The following is a 24,865-nucleotide window of genomic DNA, read 5'->3' as shown; positions in this document are numbered from 1 at the left end:
AGTACTGACCAGAATGGGGCTCACAGACGCAGGCTCCAGCCCGCGCATTGGAGACAGGCTTGACGACCTTCCCCCGGCTCTTGCTCGACCACGCCGCCCAGCGGCCAGACGCGCCCGCGTTGCGCGAGAAGGCTTACGGCGTGTGGCAGACGCTGTCGTGGGCGCGGCTGGCGGCATTGGTGCAGGAGCTGGCTCTGGGGCTGTCGGCCGCCGGCCTGCGTCGTGGTGAGCATCTCGTCGTCGTCGGCGAAAACCGGCCGCGCCTGTACGCCAGCATGCTGGCCGCGCAATGCCTGGGCGCCATCCCAGTGCCGCTTTATCAAGACGCCGTCGCCGCCGAATTCGTCTTCCCGCTGAACAACGCGGAGATCGCGTTTGCCATCGTCGAGGACCAGGAGCAGGTCGACAAGCTGCTGGAGCTGCGCGAGCAATGCCCCCAGTTGAAGCGCATCTGGTTCGACGACCCACGCGGCCTGCGCAACTACGACGAGCCGGGTCTCGCTTCGCTGGACGAGCTGGCTACGCGGGGCCGCGCCTATGCGGCCGAGCGACCCGAGTTCTTCGCCGCCGAGGTGGCGGCCTGCCTGCCCGGTGACGTCGCGGCGCTGTTCTTCACCTCCGGCACGACGGGCAACCCCAAGGGCGTCATGCACACCCATGCGACGCTGATCGACCGTGCCCAGGCCGGCCAGCGCTTCGACAAGCTGACCGACCATGAAGAGGTGCTGGCCTATCTGCCGCCGGCCTGGGTGGGCCAGAACATCTTCAGCTATGCGCAGTGGCTGGCCGTGGGCTATGTCGTCAACTGCCCGGAGTCGGCCTCCACCGTCAGCATCGATCTGAAGGAGGTCGGCCCGACCTACTACTTCGCGCCGCCGCGGGTCTTCGAAGGCCTGCTGACGACGGTGATGATCCGCATGGAGGATGCGTCGGCGATCAAGCGCTGGCTGTTCGAGCGCTGCATGACGCTGGCCCGCCGCGTCGGCCCGCGCCTGATGGACAAGCAGCCGGTGGGCCTGCTGGACCGGATGGCCTACGCCGTGGGTGATGCGCTGATCTATGGCCCGCTGCGCAACACGTTGGGCTTCTCGCGCGTGCGGGTGGCCTACACGGCAGGCGAGGCCATCGGGCCCGACCTGTTCAGCTTCTACCGGGCCATCGGCATCAATCTGAAGCAGCTCTATGGCTCGACGGAGACGGCCGTTTTCGTCTGCCTGCAGCCCGACCACGAGGCCCGCGCCGACACGGTGGGCGTGCCCATCGACGGCGTGGAGATCAAGCTGACCGACAGCGGCGAGCTGCTGGTGCGCTCGCCCGGCCTGCTCAAGGGCTACTACAAGAACGACGCCGCGACGGCCGAGGCGCTGACGCCGGATGGCTGGTTCCACACGGGCGACGCCGGCTTCCTGACGCCCGGCGGCCACCTGAAGATCATCGACCGCGCCAAGGATGTCGGCCGCCTGATGGGCGGCGCTTTCGACGGCGCAATGTTTGCGCCCAAATACGTCGAGAACAAGCTGAAGTTCTTCCCGCACATCAAGGAGGCGGTCTGCTTTGGCGACAAGCGCGASAAGGTCTGYGCGTTCATCAAYATCGACTTCGAGGCSGTCGGCAACTGGGCCGAGCGSCGCAACCTGCCSTACGCCGGCTACACCGAYCTGGCCCAGCGCGCCGAGGTCTATGAGCTGATCCTGGACTGCGTCGAAAAGGTCAATGCGGACCTGGCGCAGGACGAGTTGCTGGCCGGCAGCCAGATCAGCCGCTTCCTTGTTTTGCACAAGGAGCTGGATGCCGACGACGGCGAGCTGACGCGCACGCGCAAGGTCCGCCGCGGTGCGATTGCCGAGAAATACGGCGTGCTCATCGACGCGCTCTACGACGGCAAGGTCTCGCAGTACATCGAGACGCAGGTCAAGTTCGAGGACGGCCGCACGTCCATGGTCGCGGCGGATCTGCGCATCGTCGAGGCGCGCACCTTTCCGGCCGTGAAAGGCCAAGCCGCATGAAGAAGATCGGCGACGTCGTCCTTGAGGTGAAGAACATCTCGCTGGCCTTTGGCGGCGTGAAGGCGCTGACCGATATCAGCTTCGATGTGCGCGAGCACGAGGTGCGCGCCATCATCGGCCCCAATGGCGCGGGCAAGAGTTCGATGCTGAACTGCATCAACGGCGTCTACCAGCCGCAGCAGGGTGCCATCACGCTGCGCGGCAAGACCTTCAAGGGCATGAGCCCGCGCCAGGTGGCCGAGATGGGTGTGGCGCGCACCTTCCAGAACCTGGCCCTGTTCAAGGGCATGAGCGTGCTGGACAACATCATGACCGGCCGCAATCTGCGCATGAAGCGCGGCCTGTTCTGGCAGGCCCTGCACCTCGGCCCTGCGCGGCGCGAGGAAACGGAGCAGCGCGAGGCGGTGGAGCGCATCATCGATTTCCTCGAGATCCAGGCCTATCGCAAGACGCCGGTCGGCCGCCTGCCCTATGGCCTGCAAAAGCGTGTCGACCTCGGCCGCGCGTTGGCGATGGAGCCCAGCCTCTTGCTGCTGGACGAGCCCATGGCCGGCATGAATGTCGAGGAGAAGCAGGACATGTGCCGCTTCATCCTGGACGTGAACAACGAGTTCGGCACCACCATCGTGCTGATCGAGCACGACATGGGCGTGGTGATGGACATCTCSGACCGCGTCGTCGTGCTSGACTACGGCAAGAAGATCGGCGATGGCGCGCCAGACGACGTGCGCAAGAACGAAGACGTCATCAAGGCCTACCTCGGAGCAAGCCACTGATGGGCCCATTCCTCGAAACCCTGATCGGCGGCCTGATGGCCGGCATGCTGTATTCGCTGRTCGCMYTSGGCTTYGTGCTGATCTWCAARGCCASKGGYGTCTTCAAYTTCGCCCAGGGCGCGATGGTGTTGTTTGCAGCGCTGGCGATGGCGCGCTTTGCCGAGTGGATTCAGAAATACACAGGCCTGGACGGCAAGGTCGTCGTCAACCTGCTGGCCTTCGTGGGCGCGCTTGCGGTGATGGTCGTTGTCGCCTGGCTGGTGGAGAGGCTGGCGCTGTCCAAGCTCGTCAACCAGGAAGGCGTGACGCTGTTGATGGCCACGCTCGGCATCGCCTATCTGCTCGAGGGCCTGGGTCAGACGCTGTTCGGCAACGACATCTACAAGATCGACATCGGGCTGCCCAAGGACCCGATGTTCCTGTTCGAGGACGTCTTTCAGGGCGGCATCCTCGTCAGCAAGGAAGACCTCTACGCCGCGCTGATCGCAGCGGCATTGGTCGCGGGGCTGTCGCTGTTCTTCCAGAAGACCGCCACCGGTCGCGCGCTGCGYGCCGTGGCCGACGACCACCAGGCCGCGCAGAGCATCGGCATCCCGCTGTCGCGCATCTGGGTCATCGTCTGGAGCGTGGCSGGCTTYGTSGCSCTGGTGKCCGGSRTSATCTGGGGCAGCAAGCTGGGGGTGCAGTTCTCGCTGTCGCTGGTGGCGTTGAAGGCCTTGCCGGTGGTCATCCTGGGCGGGCTGACCAGCGTGCCGGGTGCGATCGTGGGCGGGCTGCTGATTGGCGTGGGGGAGAAGCTGTCGGAGGCCTATCTCGGGCCCATGCTTGGGGGCGGCATCGAGTACTGGTTTGGCTATGTGCTGGTGCTCGTGGTGTTGCTGGTGCGACCACAAGGGCTGTTTGGGGAGAAGATCATTGATCGCGTCTAGGCCCAATCCAACACAGCCACAGAGGCACAGAGGCACAGAGGAAGTTCAAGTGCCGTGTCTCTCTGTGTCTCTGTGTCTCTGTGGCTTTGTTCCTTCATCGGTGGAGCGCTGACGCCATGCTCTATCGCGAAAACGGCCAGTTCAAGACGACCTACTCGGCAGACAGCCAGATCCTGCCCATTCGCCAGGACCGCGTCGCCATGGCCCTACTGCTGGCCGTCGCCTTCGTCGTCATCCCGATGGTCTCCAGCGAATACCTGCTGCGCGCCATCTTCATCCCCTTTCTGATCCTGTCACTCGCAGCGTTGGGCCTGAATGTCCTCGTCGGCTACTGCGGCCAGATCTCGCTGGGCTCGGGCGCCTTCATGGCCGTGGGCGCCTACGTGGCCTACAACTGCCAGGCTCGCTTCGAGGGCATGCCGCTGATCGTGTCGCTGCTGGCTGGCGGCCTCGGAGCCACCGTGCTGGGCGTGGCCTTTGGACTGCCGTCGCTGCGCATCAAGGGCCTCTACCTCGCGGTCGCCACGCTGGCCGCGCAGTTCTTTGTCGACTGGGCCTGTCTGCGACTGCCCTGGGTCACCAACGGCTCTTCGTCCGGCTCGGTCAGCGTCGCCGGCCTGAGCATTGCCGGCTTCAGCGTCGAGTCGCCTGCGTCGCGCTATCTGCTCTGCCTGGCCTTCGTTGTCGTCTTCGCGCTGGCCACCAAGAACCTCGTGCGCGGCCACATCGGCCGCTCGTGGATGGCCATGCGCGACATGGACGTGGCGGCCGCCGTCATCGGCATCAGGCCCATGCAGGCCAAGCTCAGCGCCTTTGCCGTCAGCAGCTTCATCATCGGCGTGGCCGGTGCGCTGTGGGGCTTCGTGCACCTGGGTTCGTGGGAGCCGGCCGCCTTCGGCATCAACCGCTCGTTCGACCTGCTCTTCATGGTCATCATCGGCGGCCTGGGTTCGATCTCGGGCGCCTTCTTCGGCGCGGCCTTCATCGTCGTGCTGCCGCTGATCCTGGACAAGCTGCCCTACTGGACCGGCCTGCCGATCGACACCGCCACCGCCTCGCACCTCGCGCTGATGATCTTCGGCGCCCTCATCGTGTTCTTCCTGATCAAGGAACCACACGGCCTCGCGCGACTCTGGGCGACCGCCAAGGAAAAGCTCAGACTCTGGCCCTTCCCGCATTGATACCCACAACGACAAGGAGACAGCCCCATGAAGACTCTCATCACCTGCGCGGCCCTGGCCGCCCTGCAACTCTTCGCGGCCCCCGCGGCTATGGCGCAAGCCAAGGAGCAGTTCTTCCCGTTGCTGGTGTATCGCACGGGCCCTTACTCACCCAATGGCACGCCCTGGGCCAATGGCAAGCAGGACTACATCAAGCTCATCAACGCTCGCGATGGCGGCGTCAACGGCGTGAAGCTCACGTTCGAGGAGTGCGAGACCGGCTATGCCACCGACAAGGGCGTGGAGTGCTATGAGCGCTTGAAGGGCAAGGGCGCGACGCTGTTCGACCCGCAGGCCACCGGCATCACCTTTGCGCTGACCGACAAGGTGCCCAACGACAAGATCCCGCTGATCACGCTGGGCTACGGCCTGTCCGCTTCGGCCGATGGCGGCGTATTCGCGTGGAACTTCCCGCTGATGGGCAGCTACTGGACGGCGGCCGACATCCTCATCCAGCACATCGCCAAGAAGGAAGGCGGCCTGGACAAGCTCAAGGGCAAGAAGATCGCCCTGGTCTATCACGACAGCCCTTTCGGCAAGGAGCCCATCCCGCTGCTGGAAGAGCGCAGCAAGATGCATGGTTTCGAGCTGGTGAAGATCCCGGTCACCGCGCCCGGCGTGGAGCAGAAGAGCGCCTGGCTGCAGGTGCGCCAGCAAAAGCCCGACTACACGCTGCTGTGGGGCTGGGGCGTCATGAACTCCACCGCGCTGAAAGAGGCCCAGGCCACCGGCTACCCGCGCGACAAGATGTATGGCGTCTGGTGGTCGGGCGCCGAGCCCGATGTGAAGGACGTGGGCGAGGGCGCCAAGGGCTACAACGCGTTGAACCTGAACACCTCCGGCCAGACCCCGAAGGTCATCCAGGACATCCTCAAGCTCGTGCATGAGAAGGGACAGGGCACGGGCCCGAAGGACGAGGTCGGCTCGGTGCTCTACACGCGCGGCCTGGTCATCCAGGCGCTCGGCGTGGAGGCCGTGCGGCGTGCTCAGGAGCGTTTCGGCAAGGGCAAGGTCATGACCGGCGAGCAGGTGCGCTGGGGCCTGGAGAACCTGGCGCTGGACGACAAGAAGCTGGCCTCGCTGGGCCTGACCGGCGTGATCCGCCCGATCAGCACCAGCTGCTTTGACCACCAGGGTTCGACCTGGGCGCGCATCCACACCTGGGACGGCGCGAAGTGGAGCTTCAGCAGCGATTGGTACGAGGCGGACGCACAGATCATCAAGCCGATGGTGAAGGCTGCGGCGGACAAGTACGCCGGTGAGAAGAAGCTGACCCGCCGCACGCCGGCGGAATGCCAGAGCTGATCGGGGATGTGAGGTGACTGTGGTGCAGGTTGCTTTTGCGAAGGGTGCGTTCCATCGCTGCATTGCCGGGAGTCCGTCCCGGCGGCCGGGTAACTTTCTTCTGCGGGGCCAGAAGAAAGTCACCAAAGAAGAGGCCCTGAACCGCACACCAGCACCACATGCACGAGCTACGCCGCGCAACAGTCGGTCGGCAAATGGGCAGACGCGAACCGCTGCGCTCTCGCTGCTGTCCCTGTCACCAGCACCATCCATCGCACCAGCTGCCCGCTTAACGCGCGGCTGCACGCCGAGCTCACCAGAAAACCAAATACAGCGTCGCTCGGGCGACGCGATCGTTGCGCAGCATCCACCGGGGCGTCGCCCCAGCGACGCGGTATTCCCTGATGAGTTCGGCGTGCAGCCGACGTTAAGCGGCGTGAAGAGGCAATTGATGGTGCTCGTCATAAGGACAGCAGCGAGAGCGCAGCGGGTCGCGTCGGCCCGCAACGATGCAGTGAGTTTTCGCGCGCCACTCGTGGCGCCGCGGTGCTCGTGTGCGGTTCAGGGCCTCTTCTTTGGTGACTTTCTTCTGGCCCCGCAGAAGAAAGTTACCCCGCCGCCGGGCGGGACTCCCGGCAATGCACCGAGCAAGCACCGCTCCGCCGCAAAGGCCTCCTCAAACGAGGTCAAGCCATGACCCAATCACCCTTTCTGAACGTCAACGGCATCGAAGTCATCTACAACCACGTCATCCTCGTGCTCAAGGGCGTGTCCCTGCAGGTGGCCGAGGGCCAGGTGGTGGCCTTGCTGGGCGGCAACGGCGCCGGCAAGACCACCACGCTGCGCGCGGTCTCCAACCTGCTTGAAGGCGAGCGCGGCGAGGTCACCAAGGGCAGCATCGAGCTGCGCGGCGAGCGCATCGAGAAGCTGTCCACCTCGGCCATGGTGGAGCGCGGSGTGGTGCAGGTSATGGARGGSCGGCACTGCTTYGCCCACCTGACCATCGAGGARAACCTGATGACCGGCGCGTACACCCGCAAGGATGGCCGCGCCGCGGTGGCCGCAACGCTCGACAAGGTCTACACCTACTTCCCGCGCCTGAAGACGCGCCGCACCAGCCAGGCGGCCTACACGTCGGGCGGCGAGCAGCAGATGTGCGCCATCGGCCGCGCGCTGATGGCCAACCCGAAGATGGTGCTGCTGGACGAGCCGTCGATGGGCCTGGCGCCGCAGGTCGTCGAGGAGGTGTTCGAGATCGTGCGCGACCTCAACACCAAGGAGAGGACGACCTTCCTGCTCGCCGAGCAGAACACCAGCATGGCGCTGCGCTATGCCGACTACGGCTACATCCTGGAGAACGGCCGCGTCGTCATGGACGGCGCTGCCAGCGCGTTGCGCGAGAACGAGGACGTCAAGGAGTTCTACCTCGGCGTCGGCGGGGAAGGGCGACGCAGTTTCAAGGATGTGAAGAGCTACAAGCGAAGGAAGAGGTGGCTGGCATGAGTGACGACAACTGGGAGATGGCGCCGCCACCTTTTGATGCGGATTCGGCGCTGCTGACGATGAAGCGCTTCGCCCGCGACCAGCGCGTGCTGGCCGAGCGCGGCGAGGGCTGGATGCTGGGCGCCGATGTCGTGCTCAAACTCGCGGTGGACGGCGCGACCGTCAAGGTCCAGATTGCCAAGCGCGCGGCGCGCACGCCCGAGTGGGACACGTTCACGCTGAAGTCGGCCAACGAGCTGCGCAAGCTCCAGGACGAGATCAAGCGCCGGCTCACGCGTTGGAAGGACGAGGAGTGAGCGCCGCGCCGGGCCGCCCCAAGCAAGCTCGCTCCCGCTTGGCGGGACAGACCGTAGGCCGAAGGGTGCACCAATGAGCGACGAGTTCTTCGACGCGCTGGAGACGCGCGACCCGGCCGCGCGTGAGGCCGCGCTGATGGCTGCGCTGCCGGAACAGATCGCGCATGCCCAATCCAGCAGTCCGGCCTACACCGAGCTGTTGGTCGGCGTCGATGCGAACGCGATCACGTCGCGGGCCGCGCTGGCCACGTTGCCGCTGACGCGCAAGAGCAGCCTCGCCGCCGCCCAGGCCGCTCGGCGCGCACTGCGCTTGGGCGGATTTGCGGCCGGCATGCCGCGGCGCATCTTCCAGTCGCCCGGGCCGCTCTACGAACCCGAGCCCGATGCCGACGGCGCCGACCCCTGGCGCGTCGCCCGCGCACTGCATGCGGCGGGCATCCGCGCCGGCCAACTCGCGCATGTGGGCTTCAGCTATCACCTGACCCCGGCTGGCGCCATGATGGAAGCGGGCCTGCGCGCCATCGGTGCTGCCAGCTTTCCCGGCGGCATTGGCAATACCGAATTGCAGCTGCAGGCCCTCCTGGACCTGCAGCCCGAGGCCTATGCCGGCACGCCCAGCCTGCTGCGCATCTTGCTCGAGAAGGCGGCCGAGGGCGGGCACGTGCTGCCTTATCTGCAGTGTGCCCTGGTCAGCGGTGAGGCCTGCCCGCCGGCGCTCGTTGCATGGTTTTCCGCACGCGGCGTCGATGCCTACCAGTGCTATGCGACGGCCGACCTCGGCCTCATCGCCTACCAGACCACGGCGCGTGAAGGCCTGGTCGTCGACGAAGGCGTCATCGTCGAGATCGTGCGGCCCGGCTCTGCTGAGCCTGTGCCGGATGGCGAGGTCGGCGAAGTCATCGTGACGACGCTGAGCGCCGGCTACCCGCTGATCCGCTTTGCCACCGGCGACCTCTCTGCCGTGCTGGCCGGTGCCAGTCCTTGTGGCCGCACCAACCAGCGCCTGCGCGGCTGGCTGGGCCGGGCCGACCAGTCGGCCAAGGTGCGTGGCATGTTCGTGCATGCAGGCCAGGTGGCCGAGGTGCTGGCGCGCTGTGGCCAGCGCGGCCGGGCCCGCCTCGTTGTCGACGGGGAGCTGGCCAACGACCGCATGTGCCTGCAGCTCGAGGCCGCGCCGGCCGAGGGCCTTGTCGAGCAGTTGCAGATGGCGCTGCGCGACATCACCAAGCTGCGCGGTGAGGTCGAGCTGCTGGCCCCGGGCAGCCTGCCCAACGATGGCCTGGTCATCGAGGATCGCCGCCCCGTGTGACGCGCGTTTGAAGGCCTCGGGCCCGACCTGAGCCTGAATCGGTGACAGGAAGGCCCGCATGGACTCAGCTTGGCGTCGCCGCGACAGTCCGCCGCTTTGCCGGCCACCGCTGGCACCAGCCGAGGACGCGACATGACCCTTGCCCGCCATCTTCCGCCCACCCTGCTCGTGCTGCTGCTCGCAGCCTGCGGTGGTGGCAGCAACGACCCCCAAGTCTCTTCCCAAGCTTCCCAGGCCGAAAGCGAGCTGGCCAAAGCCGCCGCCGCGCGCCCGCGCGCCAAGGACCCTGACCATCACGAGTTTTCGGCCACGCTGTCCGCGCCCTTCGCGGTCACCGCCGCCAGCGGCGAGCGCGTGTTCAGCGTGCAGATGGACCACCCCGGCATTGCCGACGGCCAGGTCTTTGCGTGGGCGCTCAGCCTCGTCGACGCGCAGGGCCACGTGCTGCAGCGCTGGAGCGGCGAATCGCGCTATGCCGGTGCGCCGGTGGTGGCCAGCGTGCGCTGGGCCGGCCGCGGCACCGGCGGCACGGCACTGGCCGATGGCCTCTACCAGCTCAAGCTTGAGGCCGCCAGCCTCGACGCCGCCACCGCGCTGAGCCAGGGTGCGACCACCGGCCGCGCCGAGCGCCTGCTGGCCGCTGCCGCGCCGCTGGACCATGCCGAGCAGCAATGGCCGGTTGCCCTCGGCCAGCCGGCCAGCGTCGACCTGCCGCCCTATGCGGCCATGCCCACGGCCGCCGGCCGCGGCCTCGTCAAGGCGCAATCGGCACCGGCCATCAACAGCCTGCCCTACACGGTCTACTACGCCAATCTGCACAGCCAGACGAATGACTCCGACGGCGGCGGGGCACTGGGCAGCTGCTCGTCTTCGCAGCCCGCGCAGACGGGCGCCTTCGGCCCGGCAGACGCCTTCGCCTATGGCAAGACGGCGGGCCTGGACATCCTGATGTCGTCCGAGCACAACCACTACTTCGACGGCTCCTCGAGCACCAACGCCAGCGGCAGCGCTGCCACCGCCAAGAGCCGCTACCAGGCCGGCCTGTCCGCCGCCACCGCCGCGACGACATCGAACTACCTCGCGATCTACGGCATGGAGTGGGGCGTCATCAGCAATGGCGGCCACATGAACATCTTCAACAGCACCGAGTTGTTCGCCTGGGAATACAACAGCAGCAACCAGCTCTTCGGCGACCGCTTCACGGCCAAGAGCGACTACGCGGCCTTGTACGCGACGATGCGCCAGCTCGGCCTCGTCGGCCAGTTCAACCACCCTGACACGGCCGGCCAGTTCCTGGTCGGTGGCACAGCGCTGGGCTACAGCGCCGATGGCGACGAGGTCATGGTGCTGAGCGAGATCCTGAACAGCTCGGCGTTCTCGTCCAACACGACCGAGACCGAGACGGGCCTCAGCAACTTTGAAGACGCCTTCAACAAGATGCTGGAGCGCGGCTTTCACGTGGCGCCCGCCAGCAACCAGGACAACCACTGCGCCAACTGGGGCAAGTCGTACACCAACCGCACCGGCGTGCTGATCCCGAATGGCACTGCGCTCAGCAAGGCCAGTTTCATCGATGCCATCAAGGCCCGCCGCGTCTTCGCGACGATGGACAAGACGGCGCAGATCGCGCTGACCGCCAATGGCCACGTCATGGGTGAGCGCTTCACCAACAGCGGCACGCTGTCCTTGAGCGTCGGTTATGCCAGCAACAGCGGCAAGACGGCCACCAGCGTGCAGATCTACGAGGGCGTGCCCAAGCGCAACGGCACCGTCACACTGCTGGCCAGCAGCGGCACGGCCAGCACCACGCCGGCCATCGGCGAGCACTTCTACTACGCCAAGATCACGCAGAACGACGGCAAGATGCTGTGGACAGCGCCCGTCTGGGTCACGCAGTCCAACGGGCCGGTGGACACCACGCCGCCGACCGCGACGGCCAGCGAGAGCGGCACGTCCGGCACCATCACGCTGTCGGCCACGGCGAGTGACAACCTCGGTGTGGCGCGCGTGGACTTCGTCGTCGATGGCGTCGTCAAGGGCAGCGATACCAGCTCGCCCTATTCGATGACGCTGGACTCGACGACGCTCACGAACGGCAGCCACAGCCTGGTGGCGCGGGCCTATGACGCCGCCGGCAACTCGGGTGCCTCGTCGGCCGTCGGCTTCAGCGTCAACAACGCCAGCGCGACGCTGAGCGAGACCGAGTCCAACGGCACCATTGCCACCGCCAACGTCGTCACCAACCAGACGACCATCAGCGGCACCATGGCCACCACGAGCGACAAGGACTACTTCAAGGTCACGCTGGCCGCAGGCAAGACGCTGCGTGTCGACATGAGCTGCCCGGCGGCCTATGACTACGACATCTACTTGCACAACGCCAGCGGCACGACGCTGACCTCGTCGGAGAGCGCCACCTGCACCGAGTCCCTGAGCTACAAGAACACCGGCAGCTCGGCGCTGGCGGTCTACATCCGCGTGGGGGCCTACTCAGGCAGCAGCGGCACCCAGGGCTATACGCTGACGCTGAGCTACCCCTGATGGCGCTGGCTTGGGGCCATCCCGGAGACGCCGGGGGCGGTACTCTGCCTAAGATCGTGCGCACACATCCTGGAGACAAGCCCATGCGCACGACCCTGATTGCCCTGGCGGCCCTGCTGGCCGCCGGCACCGCTGCCGCCGACTATCCCGACAAGCCGGTCACCGTGATCGTGCCGTTTGCAGCCGGCGGGCCGACCGACAAGGTCGCTCGCGACCTCGCCGAGGCGTTGCGCAAGCCCCTGGGTGCCACCGTCATTGTCGAGAACGTCGGCGGTGTCGGCGGCACGCTGGGCGCCAACAAGGTGGCCAAGGCCGCGCCGGATGGCTACACGCTGCTGCTGCACCACATCGGCATCGCCAGCGCGACGGCCCTCTACCGCACGCTGCCCTACAAGACGCTGGAAGACTTCGAATACCTGGGCATGGTCAACGAGGTGCCGATGACGCTGATCGGCCGCCCCAATCTGCCGGCGGCCAACTATGCCGAGCTGGCCAAGTGGCTGGAGTCCAACAAGGGCAACATCAACCTCGCCCACGCCGGGGTCGGCTCGGCCTCGCATCTGTGCGGCCTGCTGTATCAGTCGGCCATCAAGATCGACATGACGACCGTGCCCTACAAGGGCACCGCGCCGGCCATGAACGACCTGCTCGGCGGCCAGGTCGACATCATGTGCGACCAGACCACCAACACCACCGGACAGATCGAGGCCGGCAAGGTCAAGGCCTATGCGGTGATGTCGGCCAAGCGCCTGCCCAGCGGCCCGCTGGCCAAGCTGCCGACGGCCGACGAGTCAGGGCTGAAGGGCTTCAATCTTGCCGTCTGGCACGGCATGTATGCACCCAAGGGCACGCCCAAGGCCGTCATCGACAAGGTCAACACGGCGCTGCGCGCAGCCCTGAAGGACGCCGACTTCCACAAGCGCCAGGAGGCCCTGGGTGCGGTCATCATCAGTGACGCGCGCCTTGCGCCGGCAGAGCACAAGAAGTTTGTCGAGGCCGAGATCAACAAACTCACCCCGGTCATCAAGGCGGCTGGGATCTACGCCGACTGAAATGGAGCCCCTCGTCTGGTCTCGCCATGCTGAACGCAGGCGAGTCCAGCCGGTCCCCCTGGGGGACGGCGATGCTTGCCGGATTGACCAGCAAGCACATCGCCAAAGGCGGGCCTGCTTGGGAGCGGCCCGGCGCTCGGCCCGCAAGCCAGCAAGCAAGCGTTGTTTCGAACGTCGGCCGGGGCGGCGCTCAGCCTTGTGTGCGGGCGTGCACGCCGCTTGGCCGTCAGTGGGGGTGGGCCTTTTCGCGCTTGTTCGCGTACATGCCTTGATCGCTGCGGCTGAGCACGGTGCGCAAGGTGTCGGTCGGCAGGACTTCGGCGAGCCCCAGGCTCACCGAGACCGACAGGCCGGCCGCGATGCCGCCCCATGCATGGCGGGACACCGCGTCGGCGATCCGCTCGGTCAGCGCTTGGGCTGCCTGCGCGCCGGTATCGCGCAGGATGATGACGAACTCGTCGCCGGCCAGCCGCGCGGGAAAGTCCTTGTCGCGCACGCATCTTCGGATCTGCGCCGCGATGGCCCGCAGCACCGCGTCGCCCGCGTTGTGCGAATGGCCGTCGTTGATCTGCTTGAACTTGTCGACGTCGATCATGACGAGGCAGGCCGTGCTGCCCTGGGTGCGCACCTCCTCCAGCAGGCCTTGCAGCTGAAGTTCGAAATGGCGGCGGTTCGGCAGGCCGGTCAGGCCATCCTCGAGCGCCAGTTGCTGGAAGTGCGCGCGTCCGGCCTCGGAGGCGTGCAACTGCCGGGTCCGGCTGCGCAGTTCCAGCTGTCGTTCGACGTCGGCGACGCGGCCGCGCAGGCTGGCAGACCGGGCCAACTGCTCGCGCTCGGCCAGCTTGCGCAGGGCCTGCGCGGCCGCGGCGTGGTCGCCCGCGGTGGACGCCAGATAAGCCAGCTGGCCCAGGCCAATGCTGACCAGCCCTTCATGGTTCTGCGCCAGGGCAATGCGAATCATCTGCTCGGCGTGATTGCGGGCCAACGGCAGGTCATCTTCGGCCAAGGCCAGTTCGGACCCGGCCCAAAGCACGAGGGCTTGCAGCCAGGGCCGGCGGGAAGATTCCACCGCCTCGCGCAGCCGGCGCACCTGCGCCGCGGCACCCACAAGGTCGGCCTGCCAGATCAGCAGCATGGCCTTGTTGAAGGCATGGGTGAGGGCGCTGCTGCTGCGGCTGCCAATGCCGATGCTGGCCAATGGCGCTGCATCGTGCAGCAGTTCGTCGCAACGGCGCAGGTGTTCGCGCAGCAGTTCCAGGCTGGTCGTGCCTGCCGTGGTGGCGCTGCGTGCGCTGAGCGTGCGCATGACCTCGGTGGACCCCAGGTCGGCATGCAGCACATAGGTGTCAACCGGGGGATCGCACTGGTAGGCCAACTCGATGGCGCGCTGTGAAGCCTCGCTTGCCTCGGCGTAGGAGCGGCCAATGAACATGGCGACACCCAGTGCGTGGTGGGCCACGACCTGCTCCACGCTGGCTCCGTCGCCCGACGTGCCGGCACAYAGCTTGACCGCCAGCAGGGCGCAATCGACCGAGGTTTCGTAGTAGCCCAGGCGTGCAGCGGCCATGGCTTGGGTGGCGAGTGCGCGGCATTCGCCCTCGGGCATCTCGGCCTGCTGGAACTGGAATGCCGCCTGGCGTGCGGATTCCAGCGCCGCAGCGAAATGACCCAGCAGGCGCAGCTCGACGCTGGCAATGCAGTGCGTGGCTTCCGCCTGGGCGGCCACGCTTCCCCGTTCAAGCGCGGCGTGGTGGGCGCGGCGCGCTGCATCCAGCGCGGCCTCGGCGCTGCCGGCATCGGCATGGGCCCTGGCTTGGGCCAGCGTGGCGTCGATCTGTGCTTGATCCATCCCTTGCCTCTGCTTCTGGTGGCGGGCGAAGCGGCGGAGTCTGAGGTGCGAGCGCGACGCTCCGGGGTAAACACGCTGTTGACTCGTCAAGTAATCACGGAAAGAATGCATGTAAACGTTTACATGACGACACAACGACCGACCCGCGCAAGCGGAGTTGGCACACGGATGAGACAACCGTTCCCGCCCGGCTTCCTTTGGGGCTGTGCGACTTCCGCCTATCAGATCGAAGGCTCGCCGCTGGCCGATGGGGCCGGCGTCAGCAACTGGCATCGCTTCGTGCGCACGCCGGGCCGCGTACTCGGCGGCGATACCGGCGACATCGCCTGCGATCATTACCGCCGCATGAAGGACGACGTCGCGCTGATGCGCGAGCTCGGCCTCACGGCCTATCGCTTCAGCATTGCCTGGAATCGCGTGTTGCCCGAAGGCCGTGGCGCCGTGAACGCGGCCGGACTGGGTTTCTACGAGCGCCTTGTCGACGAACTGCTGGCCGCTGGCATCCAGCCGATGGTGACGCTGCACCACTGGGACCTGCCCGCGGCGCTGGACGACCGTGGCGGCTGGCTCAACCCCGACATGCCCGACTGGTTTGCCGATTACGCGCAGGTCTGCTTCAAGGCGCTGGACGACCGCGTGCCGATGTGGGTCACGCTGAATGAACCCTGGGTTGTCGCCGACGGCGGCTTCATGCATGGCGCGCTGGCGCCCGGTCACAAGAGCGCCTTCGAGGCGGCCATCGTCGCCCACCGGCTGATGCAGTCACACGCCAAGGGCGTGCAGGCCTACCGCGCGACCGGAAAGAACAGGATCGGCCTGGTCGTCAACATCGAGCCCAAGCATCTGCCGGCCGACGCCAGCGAGTACGACCGCCACGCCGCCGGGCTCGCCGACGCCTACATGAACCGGCAATACCTCGACCCGGCCCTGCTTGGCAGCTACCCGGCCGAGTTGCGCGAGGTCTTTGGTGAAGCCTGGCCCGACTGGCCGGCCGCCGAGGTCGAGGCACTCAAAGTCCCCGTCGACTTCCTCGGCCTGAACTACTACACCCGCGCCGTCGTGCGCTTTGATCCCAAGGCCTGGCCGGTGCCGGCGGTGCCGCAGCGCCAGCCCGGCGGCATCTACACCGAGACCGGCTGGGAGCTGCACCCGCAAAGCCTGGCCGACACCCTCGTGTGGATGCACGAGCGCTACGGCGGCCTACCGCTGTATGTGACCGAGAACGGCGCGGCGTTCTACGACCCGCCGGTGGCCATTGACGGCCGCGTTGACGATCCGCTGCGCGTGCACTATCTGCGCACCCATATCGCCGCCGTGCAGGACGCTATTCAAAGGGGCGCCGACGTGCGCGGCTACTGCGCCTGGTCGCTGTTCGACAACCTCGAATGGGCGCTCGGCTTTGCCAAGCGCTTCGGTCTCGTGCATGTGGACTTTCAGACACAGCAGCGCACCCCCAAGGCCAGCGCGCGCTTCTATGCTGAAGTCATCGCTTCCCACGGCGCCAACCTCTGACAGCAAGATGACGGTCACCCCCGCCACGATCAAGGACGTCGCCCGCGTTGCCGGTGTGTCGGTCGCCACCGTTTCGCGCGCGCTCAACGGCGCCGAGAACGTGCTGCCGCACACGCGCCAGCGCATCGTCGAGGTCGCCCGCGAATTGCGCTATTCGCCGTCGGGGGCGGCGCGCAGCCTCATCACGCGACGCACCGACACCATCGGTGCCCTGCTGCCCGATCTGCATGGCGAATTCTTCTCCGAACTGATCCGCGGCATCGACCAGGCCGCCCGGGCGCGCGGCCTGCATCTGCTGCTGTCGAGCTCCCACGACGATGCCAACGAGGCCGCGGCCGCGCTGCGCGCCATGAATGGCCGCGTCGATGGCCTCATCGTCATGTCGCCGCACGCCGACGACGATTTCCTGTCGCAGAACCTGCCGCCTGCCCTGCCGGCCGTGCTGCTGAACTCCGGCGTGCGCGGCGCGAGCCAGCGGGTCTTCGCCGTCGACAACTTCGGCGGTGCGCGCGCGATGACCGAGCACTTGGTGCGCAGCGGCCGGCGACGCATCGCCTTTCTCGGCGGCCCGCAGGCCAACTTCGAGGCGCGCGAACGCGAGCGCGGCTACCGTGCCGGCTTGGCCGTGGGTGCCGAGGCATGGCTGCTGGAGGGCGACTTCTCCGAAGCAGGCGGCCAGCGCGCCGCGGCCGAGCTGCTCGCTCTGCCGGCGGGCCAGCGGCCCGATGCCGTCTTCGCCGCCAACGACATCATGGCCATCGGCCTGCTGGGTGCGCTGCAGGCCGGCGGTGTGCGCCTGCCCGAAGACATCGCGCTTGCCGGCTTCGACGACATCCCCATCGCCCGCTACGTCAGCCCGGCGCTGACGACCATGCACGTGCCCATTGCCGCGCTGGGCGGCCAGGCACTCGATGCGCTGGCCGACACCCTCGAGCGCAATGCCACCGACGCCGGCGCCACCGTGATGCCGGTGCAGCTCGTCGTGCGGCAGTCGTGCGGCAGCGCCAAGACCTGATCCCGTCCAAACCACAGCACAACACAGGAGACAAGGACATCATGAGCACCCCGACCCCCCGCACCAAACCCAGGCTTCTCACCCGCCATCTCTGCGCCGCCGGCCTGATCGGCGGGCTGCTGATGGCGGCCCTGCCCGCGCAGGCGCAGAGCGCCAGCGCCACCGTGCGCGGCACCATCACAGCGGCTGGCGCCACGGCGCCGGCAGGCACTGATGTCGTCGCCGTCAACAAGGCCAACGGCAATACCTACCGGACCAAGACCCTGCCCGACGGCAGCTATGTACTCGTCGGCCTGAACCCCGGCAACTACGAGGTCCGGGTGGCCGGTGCTGCCACCGGCAGTGTGGTTACGCTGTCCGTCGGCCAGAACGCGACGCTGGACCTCGGCAGCACGGACGCCAAGCTCGGCACCGTCGTGATCCAGGGCAGCGCGCAGCGCCAGGGCGTCATCGATTCCCAGGTCGGCACCACGGTGTCCAACAAGATGATCGAGGCCATCCCGCAGGCCACGCGCAACTTCCTGTCGGCCGCGGACTTCGCTCCCGGCGTGCGCTTCGACACCGACGCCAGCGGCAATACGCGTCTGCGCGGCGGCTCGCAAAACATTGATGCTGTAAACGTTTTCATCGACGGCGTCGGCCACAAGAACAACATTCTGCGCGGCGGCCTCACCGGCCAGGACACCAGCCAGGGCAACCCCTTCCCGCAGACGGCCATCGCCGAGTACCGCGTGCTGACGCAGAACTACAAGGCCGAGTTCGACCAGGTCTCCAGCGTCGCCATTTCCGCCGTCACCAAGTCCGGCGGCAACGAGACCCATGGCAGCGTCTACGTCAACCGCACCGGGAGCAACTGGACGTCGCTGAGCCCCATCCAGGAGAGGGACAAGGCAAATCACATTGATCCCCCCTCGTACAAGCAGATCGAAGGCGGCTTCAGCATCGGTGGCGCCATCAAGCCCGACACGCTGCACTACTTCGTCGCCTACGACGGCAAGTCCATCGACAAGCCGCGCCAGTTGACTGCGATGAACCTGGACAAGTACCCGAACAGCCCCGGCATCGTCCCCGCCATCGCTGCGCAGCAGGGCTCGTTCAAGGGCCAGTTCAAGGAGCATCTGCTGTTCGGCAAGCTTTCGGCCGAGATCGATGACCGCCAGCGGCTGGACCTGTCCACCACGCTGCGCAAGGAAACCAGCTACTCGGTCGACGGTGACCGCTTCGCGCCGAGCACGGCCATCAACAACAACAACAACGAGTACCGCGTCGACCTCAGCCACGAATACACCGGTGACACCTGGCTCAACGAGGCGCGCGTCGGCTGGGAAAGCTCGAAGTGGAACCCGCAGTCGGACTCCACCGATCCGCTGGTGCGCTACAAGTACTCGCCCACCAACGCGATCAACAACGTCCAGGACGTCTTCTTTACCGGCGGCTCGCCCAATGCGCAGGACCGCCGCCAGAGCGGCATCTACCTGAAGGACGACCTCAGCTACACGGGCCTTGCCGGCCATGTCATCAAGGGCGGCGTCCAGTTCAAGGCCATGAAGTACGACCTCAGCGGCACCGCCTTCCGTGTGGCGGCGATCGACACCGTACTGAACACGACCACCGGTCAGCCCTACTTCAACGGCCTGGCCTGCACCGGCACCAACGTCAGCAGCAGCGGCTTGTCCAGCGACCAGTGCAACATCAGGCTGCCCATCGCCACCGCGTCGGCGAACTTAAAAAACAACCAGTACGGCATCTATCTGCAGGACGACTGGAAGCTCACCAAGCAGCTGGAGCTCAACATCGGCGCGCGCTGGGACTATGAAGACAACATGCTCAACAACAGCTACGTGACGCCGGCCGACCGCATCGCCGCGCTGAACGCGCTGGACGGCCGCACCGTCGACGGCATCACCGCACCCGCGGGCCAGACCTATGCCCAGTCGCTGGCCAAGGGCGGCATCAACATTGCCGACTACATCTCCACTGGCAACTCGCGTAAGGCCTTCAAGGGAGCTTTCGCGCCGAGACTGGGTGCGTCTTTCGACGTGTTCAGCGACAAGGCCACGGTCGTCTACGGCGGCTGGGGCCGCAGCTATGACCGCCGCATGGCCAACAACTCGCTGGACGAGCTGCAGAAGAACGCAGCGCCCAACGGCGAGATCTGGATGATCAAGAACGACTTCAAGATGCCGTTTGCCGACCAGATGAGCCTTGGCGTGCGCCAGGCCCTCGGCAGCTGGAACATGGACATCGCGGTCTCCAACATTCATGCGAAGAACCAGTTCATCTGGTTCAACGGCAACCGCGACCCCAACGGGGGCTTCGGCAATACGAACTCGCTGGACCCCTTGTGGGGCGGCGCTCCGCGCAACTACGGCACCATCGTGTTGGGTGATTTTGTTGGCGAGAACAAGGCCACCAGCGTCTTCCTGTCGCTGGAGAAGCCCTACACCCAGGCCAGCGGGTGGAGCATGACGATTGCCTACACCCACACGGATGCAAAGACCACGAGCCACGAATGGTCGGATAGCATCTTCGACTGGACCTATGGCAAGTCCACTCACGGCTTCAACCCCACCCTGGATGCGGAGAAGAACCGTCTCGTCGTTGGCGGCTTGATGGACCGCCTGCCGTGGGGCATGCAGCTGTCCGGCAAGCTGACCGTGGGCGACGGCCAGCCACGCCGGGTGCTCGACTGCCACACCGGCTTCGGGCCGACGGGCTGCCGTGCCGTGCCGCGCGGCTCCGACACCTTCAAGCAGCTCGACATGGCGCTGGCCAAGAACTTCAAGGTCTACGGCGGCGAGCTGCAGATCCGTGCCGACGTGCTCAACCTGTTCAACACCGCCAACTGGGGCTACTACGACGACTGGGTCGGCGGCCCCTCCACCCCGCCCAAGAACGCGCTGGGTGGCGATAACGACCACTTCGACACCCGCACCGGCGTGCGCGGCTCAATGCGGCAGTTCAAGCTGGGCGTGAGCTACTCGTTCTGATCCTGAAGACCGGAAGCCGGCCGCGCCGAACGCGCGGCCGGCTCCCACAATCACCCCCATCATGAGTTTGCTGACCCGACGCGCCGTCCTGGCCCACGGCGCCGGCCTTGCCCTGGCCGCCAACCTGCCCAGCTGGGCCGAGGCGCCGGCGCAAGCCGCCGACACCTTCCTCGCCGACCTCGAGCGGCGCACCTTCGACTTTTTCTGGGAGACGACCGACGCGAAGACGGGCCTGGCGCCCGACCGCTGGCCCACACCTTCATTCGCCAGCATCGCGGCCGTCGGTTTTGCGCTGAGCGCCTATCCCGTCGGCGTGGCGCGCGGCTACATCACGCGAGCGCAGGCCGCCCAGCGCACGTTGACGACGCTGCGCTTCTTCGCCGGCCTGCCCCAAGGCCCGGGCAAGACCGGCGTGGCGGGCCACAAGGGCTTTTTCTATCACTTCCTCGACATGAAGGAGGGCCTGCGCTTCGACCGCTGCGAGCTCTCCACCGTCGATACGGCTCTGCTGCTGATGGGCGCCCTGCATGCCCAGAGCTTCTTTGACGGCGAACATGCCGACGAGGCCGCCATCCGCAAACTGGCGGACGAGCTCTATGGCCGCGTCGACTGGACCTGGGCCCAGGTGCGCCCGCCGTCCATCAGCCACGGCTGGTCGCCCGAGAAGGGTTTCATCCGCAGCGACTGGAAGGGCTACAACGAGGCGATGCTGGTCTATCTGCTGGCACTCGGTTCGCCGACCCATCCGGTCAAGCCCGAGGCCTGGGACGCCTGGACCAGCACCTACGACCAGCAGAGTTGGGGCGAAAGCTACGGTCAGACCTTCCTGCGCTTCCCGCCGCTGTTCGGCCACCAGTTCACGCACTGCTGGGTGGACTTCCGCGGCATCCGCGACGCCTACATGCGTGACAAGGGCTTGGACTATTTCGAGAACTCGCGCCGCGCGACCTATGTGCAACAGGCCTATGGCCAGGCCAACCCGCTCGGCTGGCAGGGCTACAGCGATGAGGTCTGGGGCGTCAGCGCCAGCGATGGCCCGGCCGACATCTCGCTTCAATACACCACCACCGCCGGCAAGACAGTGAAGCGCCGCTTCATCAGCTATGCCGGCCGCGGCATGGGCCTGCATGACGACGGCACGCTGGCGCCCTATGCGGCTGGCGGCTCCATCGCTTTCGCGCCCGAGATCGTCATCCCGGCGCTGATGGCCATCAAGGAGCGCTACCCGCACACCTGGGGCCGCTACGGCTTCTGGGATGCCTTCAACCCCAGCTTCAACTTCCCCGATGTGCGCCTTACGCATGGCCGCATCGAGCCCGGCAAGGGATGGGTGGACACCGACATGCTGGGCATCGACCAGGGCCCGCTGCTCGCGATGATGGGCAACCATCGCGGCGAGCTGGTGTGGCAGGCGATGCGCAAGAACGCCCACCTTATCAAGGGCTTGAAGCGGGCTGGCTTCACCGGAGGCTGGCTCGGCTGACATGCGCCGCCGTGACATGCTCAGCGCTTCCGCCGCCGCGGCCCTGACTGGCTGCGCGCGTCACGACGGCACGACGACACTGCGCTTCTGGGCTATGGGCCGCGAGAGCGAGGTCGTGGCTGAGCTGATGCCCGGCTTCGAGCGCGAACACCCCGGCGTGCGCGTCAAGGTCGAGCAACTCCCCTGGACGGCCGCGCACGAGAAGCTGCTGACGGCATTCGCTGGCGACGCCACGCCCGATCTGGCCCAGGTCGGCAACACCTGGCTACCCGAGATGCAGGCCCTGGGCGCGCTGGAGCCGCTGGAGCCCTGGCTGGCGCGCACGCCGTCGCTGCAGGTGACGGACTATTTCGAAGGCATCTGGGCCACCAACCTGGCCGGCGGCCAGCGCGTGGGCCTGCCCTGGTATGTCGACACGCGGCTGATGTTTGTGCGCCAGGATCTGCTGGCCAAGGCCGGCATCAAGGCCATGCCTGTGAGTTGGGATGACTGGCGCGCCGCGCTGGCCCGGCTGCGCGAGCAGGGCATGGACAAACCCATCCTGCTGCCGACCAACGAATCCGCGCCGCTGCTTGCCTTGGCCCTGCAGCAGCCGGGCGAGGTGCTGCGCGACGGCGGCCGCTATGGCAACTTCTCAGGCCCGGGCTTTCGCAAGGCTTTGTCCTTCTACCTGGAGCGCTTCCAGCGCGGCGAGGCGCCCGGCGTCAGCGAGGTGCAGATCGGCAACCTCTGGCAGGAGTTCGGCCGCGGCAACTTCGCCTTCTACATGTCGGGGCCCTGGGACATCGGCGAGTTCAAGCGCCGCCTGCCGGCCGAACTGGCCAATGCCTGGATCACCGCCGAGCTGCCTGGCCCGGACGGCCCCGGCGTTTCCATCGCCGGTGGTGCCAGCCTTGCCATGTTCAAGCGCTCGCGCCACAAGCCCGAAGTCTGGGCGCTGATCAGCTACCTGAGCCGGCCCGACGTGCAGCTCGAGTTCTACCGCCTGACGGGCGACCTGCCGGCGCGGCGCGGTGCCTGGGCCCTGCCTTTGAACGGCGCCACGCTGGCCGAGGACCGCCACGCCGCCGCCTTCCGCCGCCAGCTCGAGCGCGTGCGCGCGGCGCCGGCCGTGCCGGAATGGGAGCGCATCGAGAAGGAGATGCAGCTCGCGGCCACGCGCGCGGTGCACGGCGTGACCGACCTCGACACGACGGTGCGTTCGCTGGATGCCCTCGTCGACGGCATCCTGGAAAAGCGCCGCTGGATGCTGGACCGAAAGACCGCCGCATGAAGCACAGTGGTCGCGAATCCCTCGCCGCCTGGGCCTTCGCCGCCCCGGCGCTGATCGTCATCGCGCTGTTCTTTGGCGTGCCCGTCTTCGCCGGCCTTGCGTTGAGCCTCACCGATTTCGACATCTATGCGCTGGCCGACCTGCGCAACCTGCGCTGGCAAGGCTGGGACAACTATGTGCACGTGTTGAGCCTGCCGCTGTTCTGGAAGGCGCTGGGCAATACCCTCTACTTCGTCGTGCTCGGCGTGCCGCTGTCGATCGGCGTGTCGCTGGCCGCGGCCGTGCTGCTGCAGTCGAAGCTGGTGCGTTTCAAGCCGCTGCTGCGCACCGCCTTGTTCGCCCCCGTGGTGACTACGCTGGTGGCCGTCGCCGTCATCTGGCGCTATCTCTTCCACGTCAAATACGGTCTGGTGAACTACACGCTGCAGTCCCTGGGCCTGGACCCCGTCGACTGGCTGGGCGACCCGCACTGGTCCATGCCCACCATCATCCTGTTCGCCGCCTGGAAGAACTTCGGCGGCAACATGATCATCTTCATCGCCGCGCTGCAGGCCGTGCCGCACGACCTGTACGAAGCCGCGCGGCTGGACGGCGCGCGCAGCTGGGCCCAGTTCCGCTACATCACGCTGGCCAGCATCGCGCCGACGCTGCTGATGGTCACCATCCTGACGACGGCCGGCTATTTCCAGCTTTTTGCCGAGCCCTACGTGATGACCCAGGGCGGCCCGCTGCAGAGCACGGTCAGCGTGCTCTACCTGATGTACGAAGAAGGCTTCAAGTGGTGGAACCTGGGCCTGGCCTCGGCGGTGGCCTTCGTGCTCTTCGTCGTCATTGTGGTGGTCAGCAAGGGCCTGATCGTCGTGCAGCGGCGGCTGACGGGGGAGGGCGCATGAAGCCCAGGGCCCTGCTCATCAACGGCCTGCTGTGGGCCTTTGCGGCGCTGGCGGCCTTCCCGCTGGTCTGGATGGTCTGCGTGTCGCTGATGCCGGCCGGCAGCGCGTCCAGTCTGCCGCCGCCTTTGGTGCCGCACGAACCGACACTGGCGCACTACCGGCTGTTGCTCGGCGATGGCGGCCTCAAGCGCGCCTTCGTCAACAGCCTGGGGTTGGCCGTTGTGAGCACGCTGCTGTCGGTGAGCTTCAACACGCTGGCGGGCTACTCGTTCGCCAAGTTGCGGTTTCGGCATCGTGAGCAGGTGTTCGGTCTGCTGATTGCGGCGTTGGTCATCCCGGGGCAGGTGGCGATGCTGCCGCTGTTCCTGATGCTTAAGGGCATGGGCCTGGTGAACACCTGGATGGGCGTGCTCATCCCCAGCATGGCCGGCATCTTCGGCATCTTCCTCGTGCGCCAGTACGCGCGCGGCGTGCCGGATGAGTTGCTGGAAGCGGCCCGTCTGGATGGGGCCGGCGAGTGGCGCATCTTCTGGAACATCGTGTTACCGACGTTGAAGCCGGTGTTGGTGACGCTGGCGGTGTTTGCTTTCTTAGGAAGCTGGAACGACTTCATGTGGCCGTTGATCGTGTTGACGGATGGCGAGATGCACACGCTGCCAGTCGCATTGGCTGCGTTGTCGCGGGAGCATGTGAACGACAGCGAGCTGATGATGGCGGGGGCGGTGATCACCGTGCTGCCGGTGCTGGGGTTGTTTGTGGCGCTGCAGAGGTATTACATGCAGGGGCTGTTGATGGGGAGTGTGAAATGACGGCCCGTTGCAGAGGCTTTGTGCCTATGCCCAGCCGGGAGTTCGCCCCGGCGGGCGACCTTCTTTTTGAGCGACCAAAAAGAAGGCAAAAAGTCGCCCCTGCGAAACCGCCCCTGCGGGGTTCC

At 66.7% G+C, this 24,865-nt stretch carries 18 protein-coding genes; 17 read left to right on the top strand and 1 reads right to left on the bottom strand.

Annotation, left to right across the window (positions count from 1 at the left end):
• Positions 1 to 59 precede the first annotated feature (59 nt).
• From ACXJKM_RS08130 to ACXJKM_RS08085, 10 genes are all read left to right on the top strand, one after another.
• The gene (locus ACXJKM_RS08130) at positions 60 to 2,006 is read left to right on the top strand and encodes an AMP-dependent synthetase/ligase (RefSeq protein ID WP_457351520.1); all 1,947 of its coding nucleotides are present in this window, start codon (positions 60 to 62) and stop codon (positions 2,004 to 2,006) included.
• Positions 2,003 to 2,782: an ABC transporter ATP-binding protein gene (locus ACXJKM_RS08125; protein WP_457351518.1), complete on the top strand. Its 780-nt coding sequence runs from the start codon at positions 2,003 to 2,005 to the stop codon at positions 2,780 to 2,782. Before ACXJKM_RS08130 ends, ACXJKM_RS08125 begins: the two co-directional genes overlap by 4 nt.
• The gene (locus ACXJKM_RS08120) at positions 2,782 to 3,711 is read left to right on the top strand and encodes a branched-chain amino acid ABC transporter permease (RefSeq protein WP_457351516.1); all 930 of its coding nucleotides are present in this window, start codon (positions 2,782 to 2,784) and stop codon (positions 3,709 to 3,711) included. Before ACXJKM_RS08125 ends, ACXJKM_RS08120 begins: the two co-directional genes overlap by 1 nt.
• Positions 3,712 to 3,827: 116 nt before the next feature.
• Positions 3,828 to 4,892: a branched-chain amino acid ABC transporter permease gene (locus tag ACXJKM_RS08115; protein WP_457351514.1), complete on the top strand. Its 1,065-nt coding sequence runs from the start codon at positions 3,828 to 3,830 to the stop codon at positions 4,890 to 4,892.
• 27 nt (positions 4,893 to 4,919) lie between these two features.
• Positions 4,920 to 6,236, top strand: coding sequence for an ABC transporter substrate-binding protein (locus ACXJKM_RS08110; RefSeq protein ID WP_457351513.1), 1,317 nt, complete (start codon positions 4,920 to 4,922; stop codon positions 6,234 to 6,236).
• A 672-nt stretch (positions 6,237 to 6,908) separates the two neighbouring features.
• Positions 6,909 to 7,718, top strand: a complete 810-nt coding sequence (locus ACXJKM_RS08105) for an ABC transporter ATP-binding protein (protein WP_457351511.1) — start codon at positions 6,909 to 6,911, stop codon at positions 7,716 to 7,718.
• Positions 7,715 to 8,014 carry a hypothetical protein gene (locus ACXJKM_RS08100; protein ID WP_457351509.1) on the top strand — a complete coding sequence of 100 codons (300 nt, stop codon included), beginning with the start codon at positions 7,715 to 7,717 and terminating at the stop codon, positions 8,012 to 8,014. Before ACXJKM_RS08105 ends, ACXJKM_RS08100 begins: the two co-directional genes overlap by 4 nt.
• A gap of 73 nt (positions 8,015 to 8,087) precedes the next feature.
• Positions 8,088 to 9,323: a phenylacetate--CoA ligase family protein gene (locus tag ACXJKM_RS08095; protein WP_457351507.1), complete on the top strand. Its 1,236-nt coding sequence runs from the start codon at positions 8,088 to 8,090 to the stop codon at positions 9,321 to 9,323.
• A 132-nt stretch (positions 9,324 to 9,455) separates the two neighbouring features.
• The gene (locus tag ACXJKM_RS08090) at positions 9,456 to 11,864 is read left to right on the top strand and encodes a CehA/McbA family metallohydrolase (RefSeq protein WP_457351505.1); all 2,409 of its coding nucleotides are present in this window, start codon (positions 9,456 to 9,458) and stop codon (positions 11,862 to 11,864) included.
• Positions 11,865 to 11,947: 83 nt separating this feature from the next.
• Positions 11,948 to 12,916: a tripartite tricarboxylate transporter substrate-binding protein gene (locus tag ACXJKM_RS08085; protein WP_457351503.1), complete on the top strand. Its 969-nt coding sequence runs from the start codon at positions 11,948 to 11,950 to the stop codon at positions 12,914 to 12,916.
• A gap of 226 nt (positions 12,917 to 13,142) precedes the next feature.
• Here ACXJKM_RS08085 and ACXJKM_RS08080 read toward each other — a convergent pair whose 3' ends face one another.
• Positions 13,143 to 14,765: a diguanylate cyclase domain-containing protein gene (locus ACXJKM_RS08080; RefSeq protein WP_457351502.1), complete on the bottom strand. Its 1,623-nt coding sequence runs from the start codon at positions 14,763 to 14,765 to the stop codon at positions 13,143 to 13,145.
• 168 nt (positions 14,766 to 14,933) lie between these two features.
• Between ACXJKM_RS08080 and ACXJKM_RS08075 the strand changes: the two genes are divergently transcribed.
• The 7 genes from ACXJKM_RS08075 to ACXJKM_RS08045 all read left to right on the top strand — a co-directional run bounded on the left by ACXJKM_RS08075 (position 14,934) and on the right by ACXJKM_RS08045 (position 24,740).
• Positions 14,934 to 16,277, top strand: a complete 1,344-nt coding sequence (locus ACXJKM_RS08075; protein ID WP_457351500.1) for a GH1 family beta-glucosidase — start codon at positions 14,934 to 14,936, stop codon at positions 16,275 to 16,277.
• Between the two features lie 7 nt (positions 16,278 to 16,284).
• Entirely contained in the window at positions 16,285 to 17,292 is a 1,008-nt protein-coding gene (locus ACXJKM_RS08070) for a LacI family DNA-binding transcriptional regulator (protein WP_457351498.1), read from the top strand.
• A gap of 41 nt (positions 17,293 to 17,333) precedes the next feature.
• Positions 17,334 to 20,282: a TonB-dependent receptor gene (locus ACXJKM_RS08065; RefSeq protein WP_457351496.1), complete on the top strand. Its 2,949-nt coding sequence runs from the start codon at positions 17,334 to 17,336 to the stop codon at positions 20,280 to 20,282.
• A 61-nt stretch (positions 20,283 to 20,343) separates the two neighbouring features.
• Positions 20,344 to 21,765: a glucoamylase family protein gene (locus ACXJKM_RS08060; RefSeq protein WP_457351494.1), complete on the top strand. Its 1,422-nt coding sequence runs from the start codon at positions 20,344 to 20,346 to the stop codon at positions 21,763 to 21,765.
• A gap of 1 nt (position 21,766) precedes the next feature.
• Entirely contained in the window at positions 21,767 to 23,038 is a 1,272-nt protein-coding gene (locus ACXJKM_RS08055; RefSeq protein ID WP_457351492.1) for a sugar ABC transporter substrate-binding protein, read from the top strand.
• Positions 23,035 to 23,931 carry a carbohydrate ABC transporter permease gene (locus ACXJKM_RS08050; RefSeq protein WP_457351491.1) on the top strand — a complete coding sequence of 299 codons (897 nt, stop codon included), beginning with the start codon at positions 23,035 to 23,037 and terminating at the stop codon, positions 23,929 to 23,931. The genes ACXJKM_RS08055 and ACXJKM_RS08050 overlap by 4 nt, the downstream gene beginning before the upstream one ends.
• Positions 23,928 to 24,740, top strand: a complete 813-nt coding sequence (locus tag ACXJKM_RS08045) for a carbohydrate ABC transporter permease (protein WP_457351489.1) — start codon at positions 23,928 to 23,930, stop codon at positions 24,738 to 24,740. The genes ACXJKM_RS08050 and ACXJKM_RS08045 overlap by 4 nt, the downstream gene beginning before the upstream one ends.
• The last annotated feature ends 125 nt before the right edge of the window (positions 24,741 to 24,865 follow it).

It is taken from the genome of Roseateles sp. P5_D6, assembly GCF_054049415.1.
This window is presented reverse-complemented; position numbering and strand designations above follow the sequence as displayed.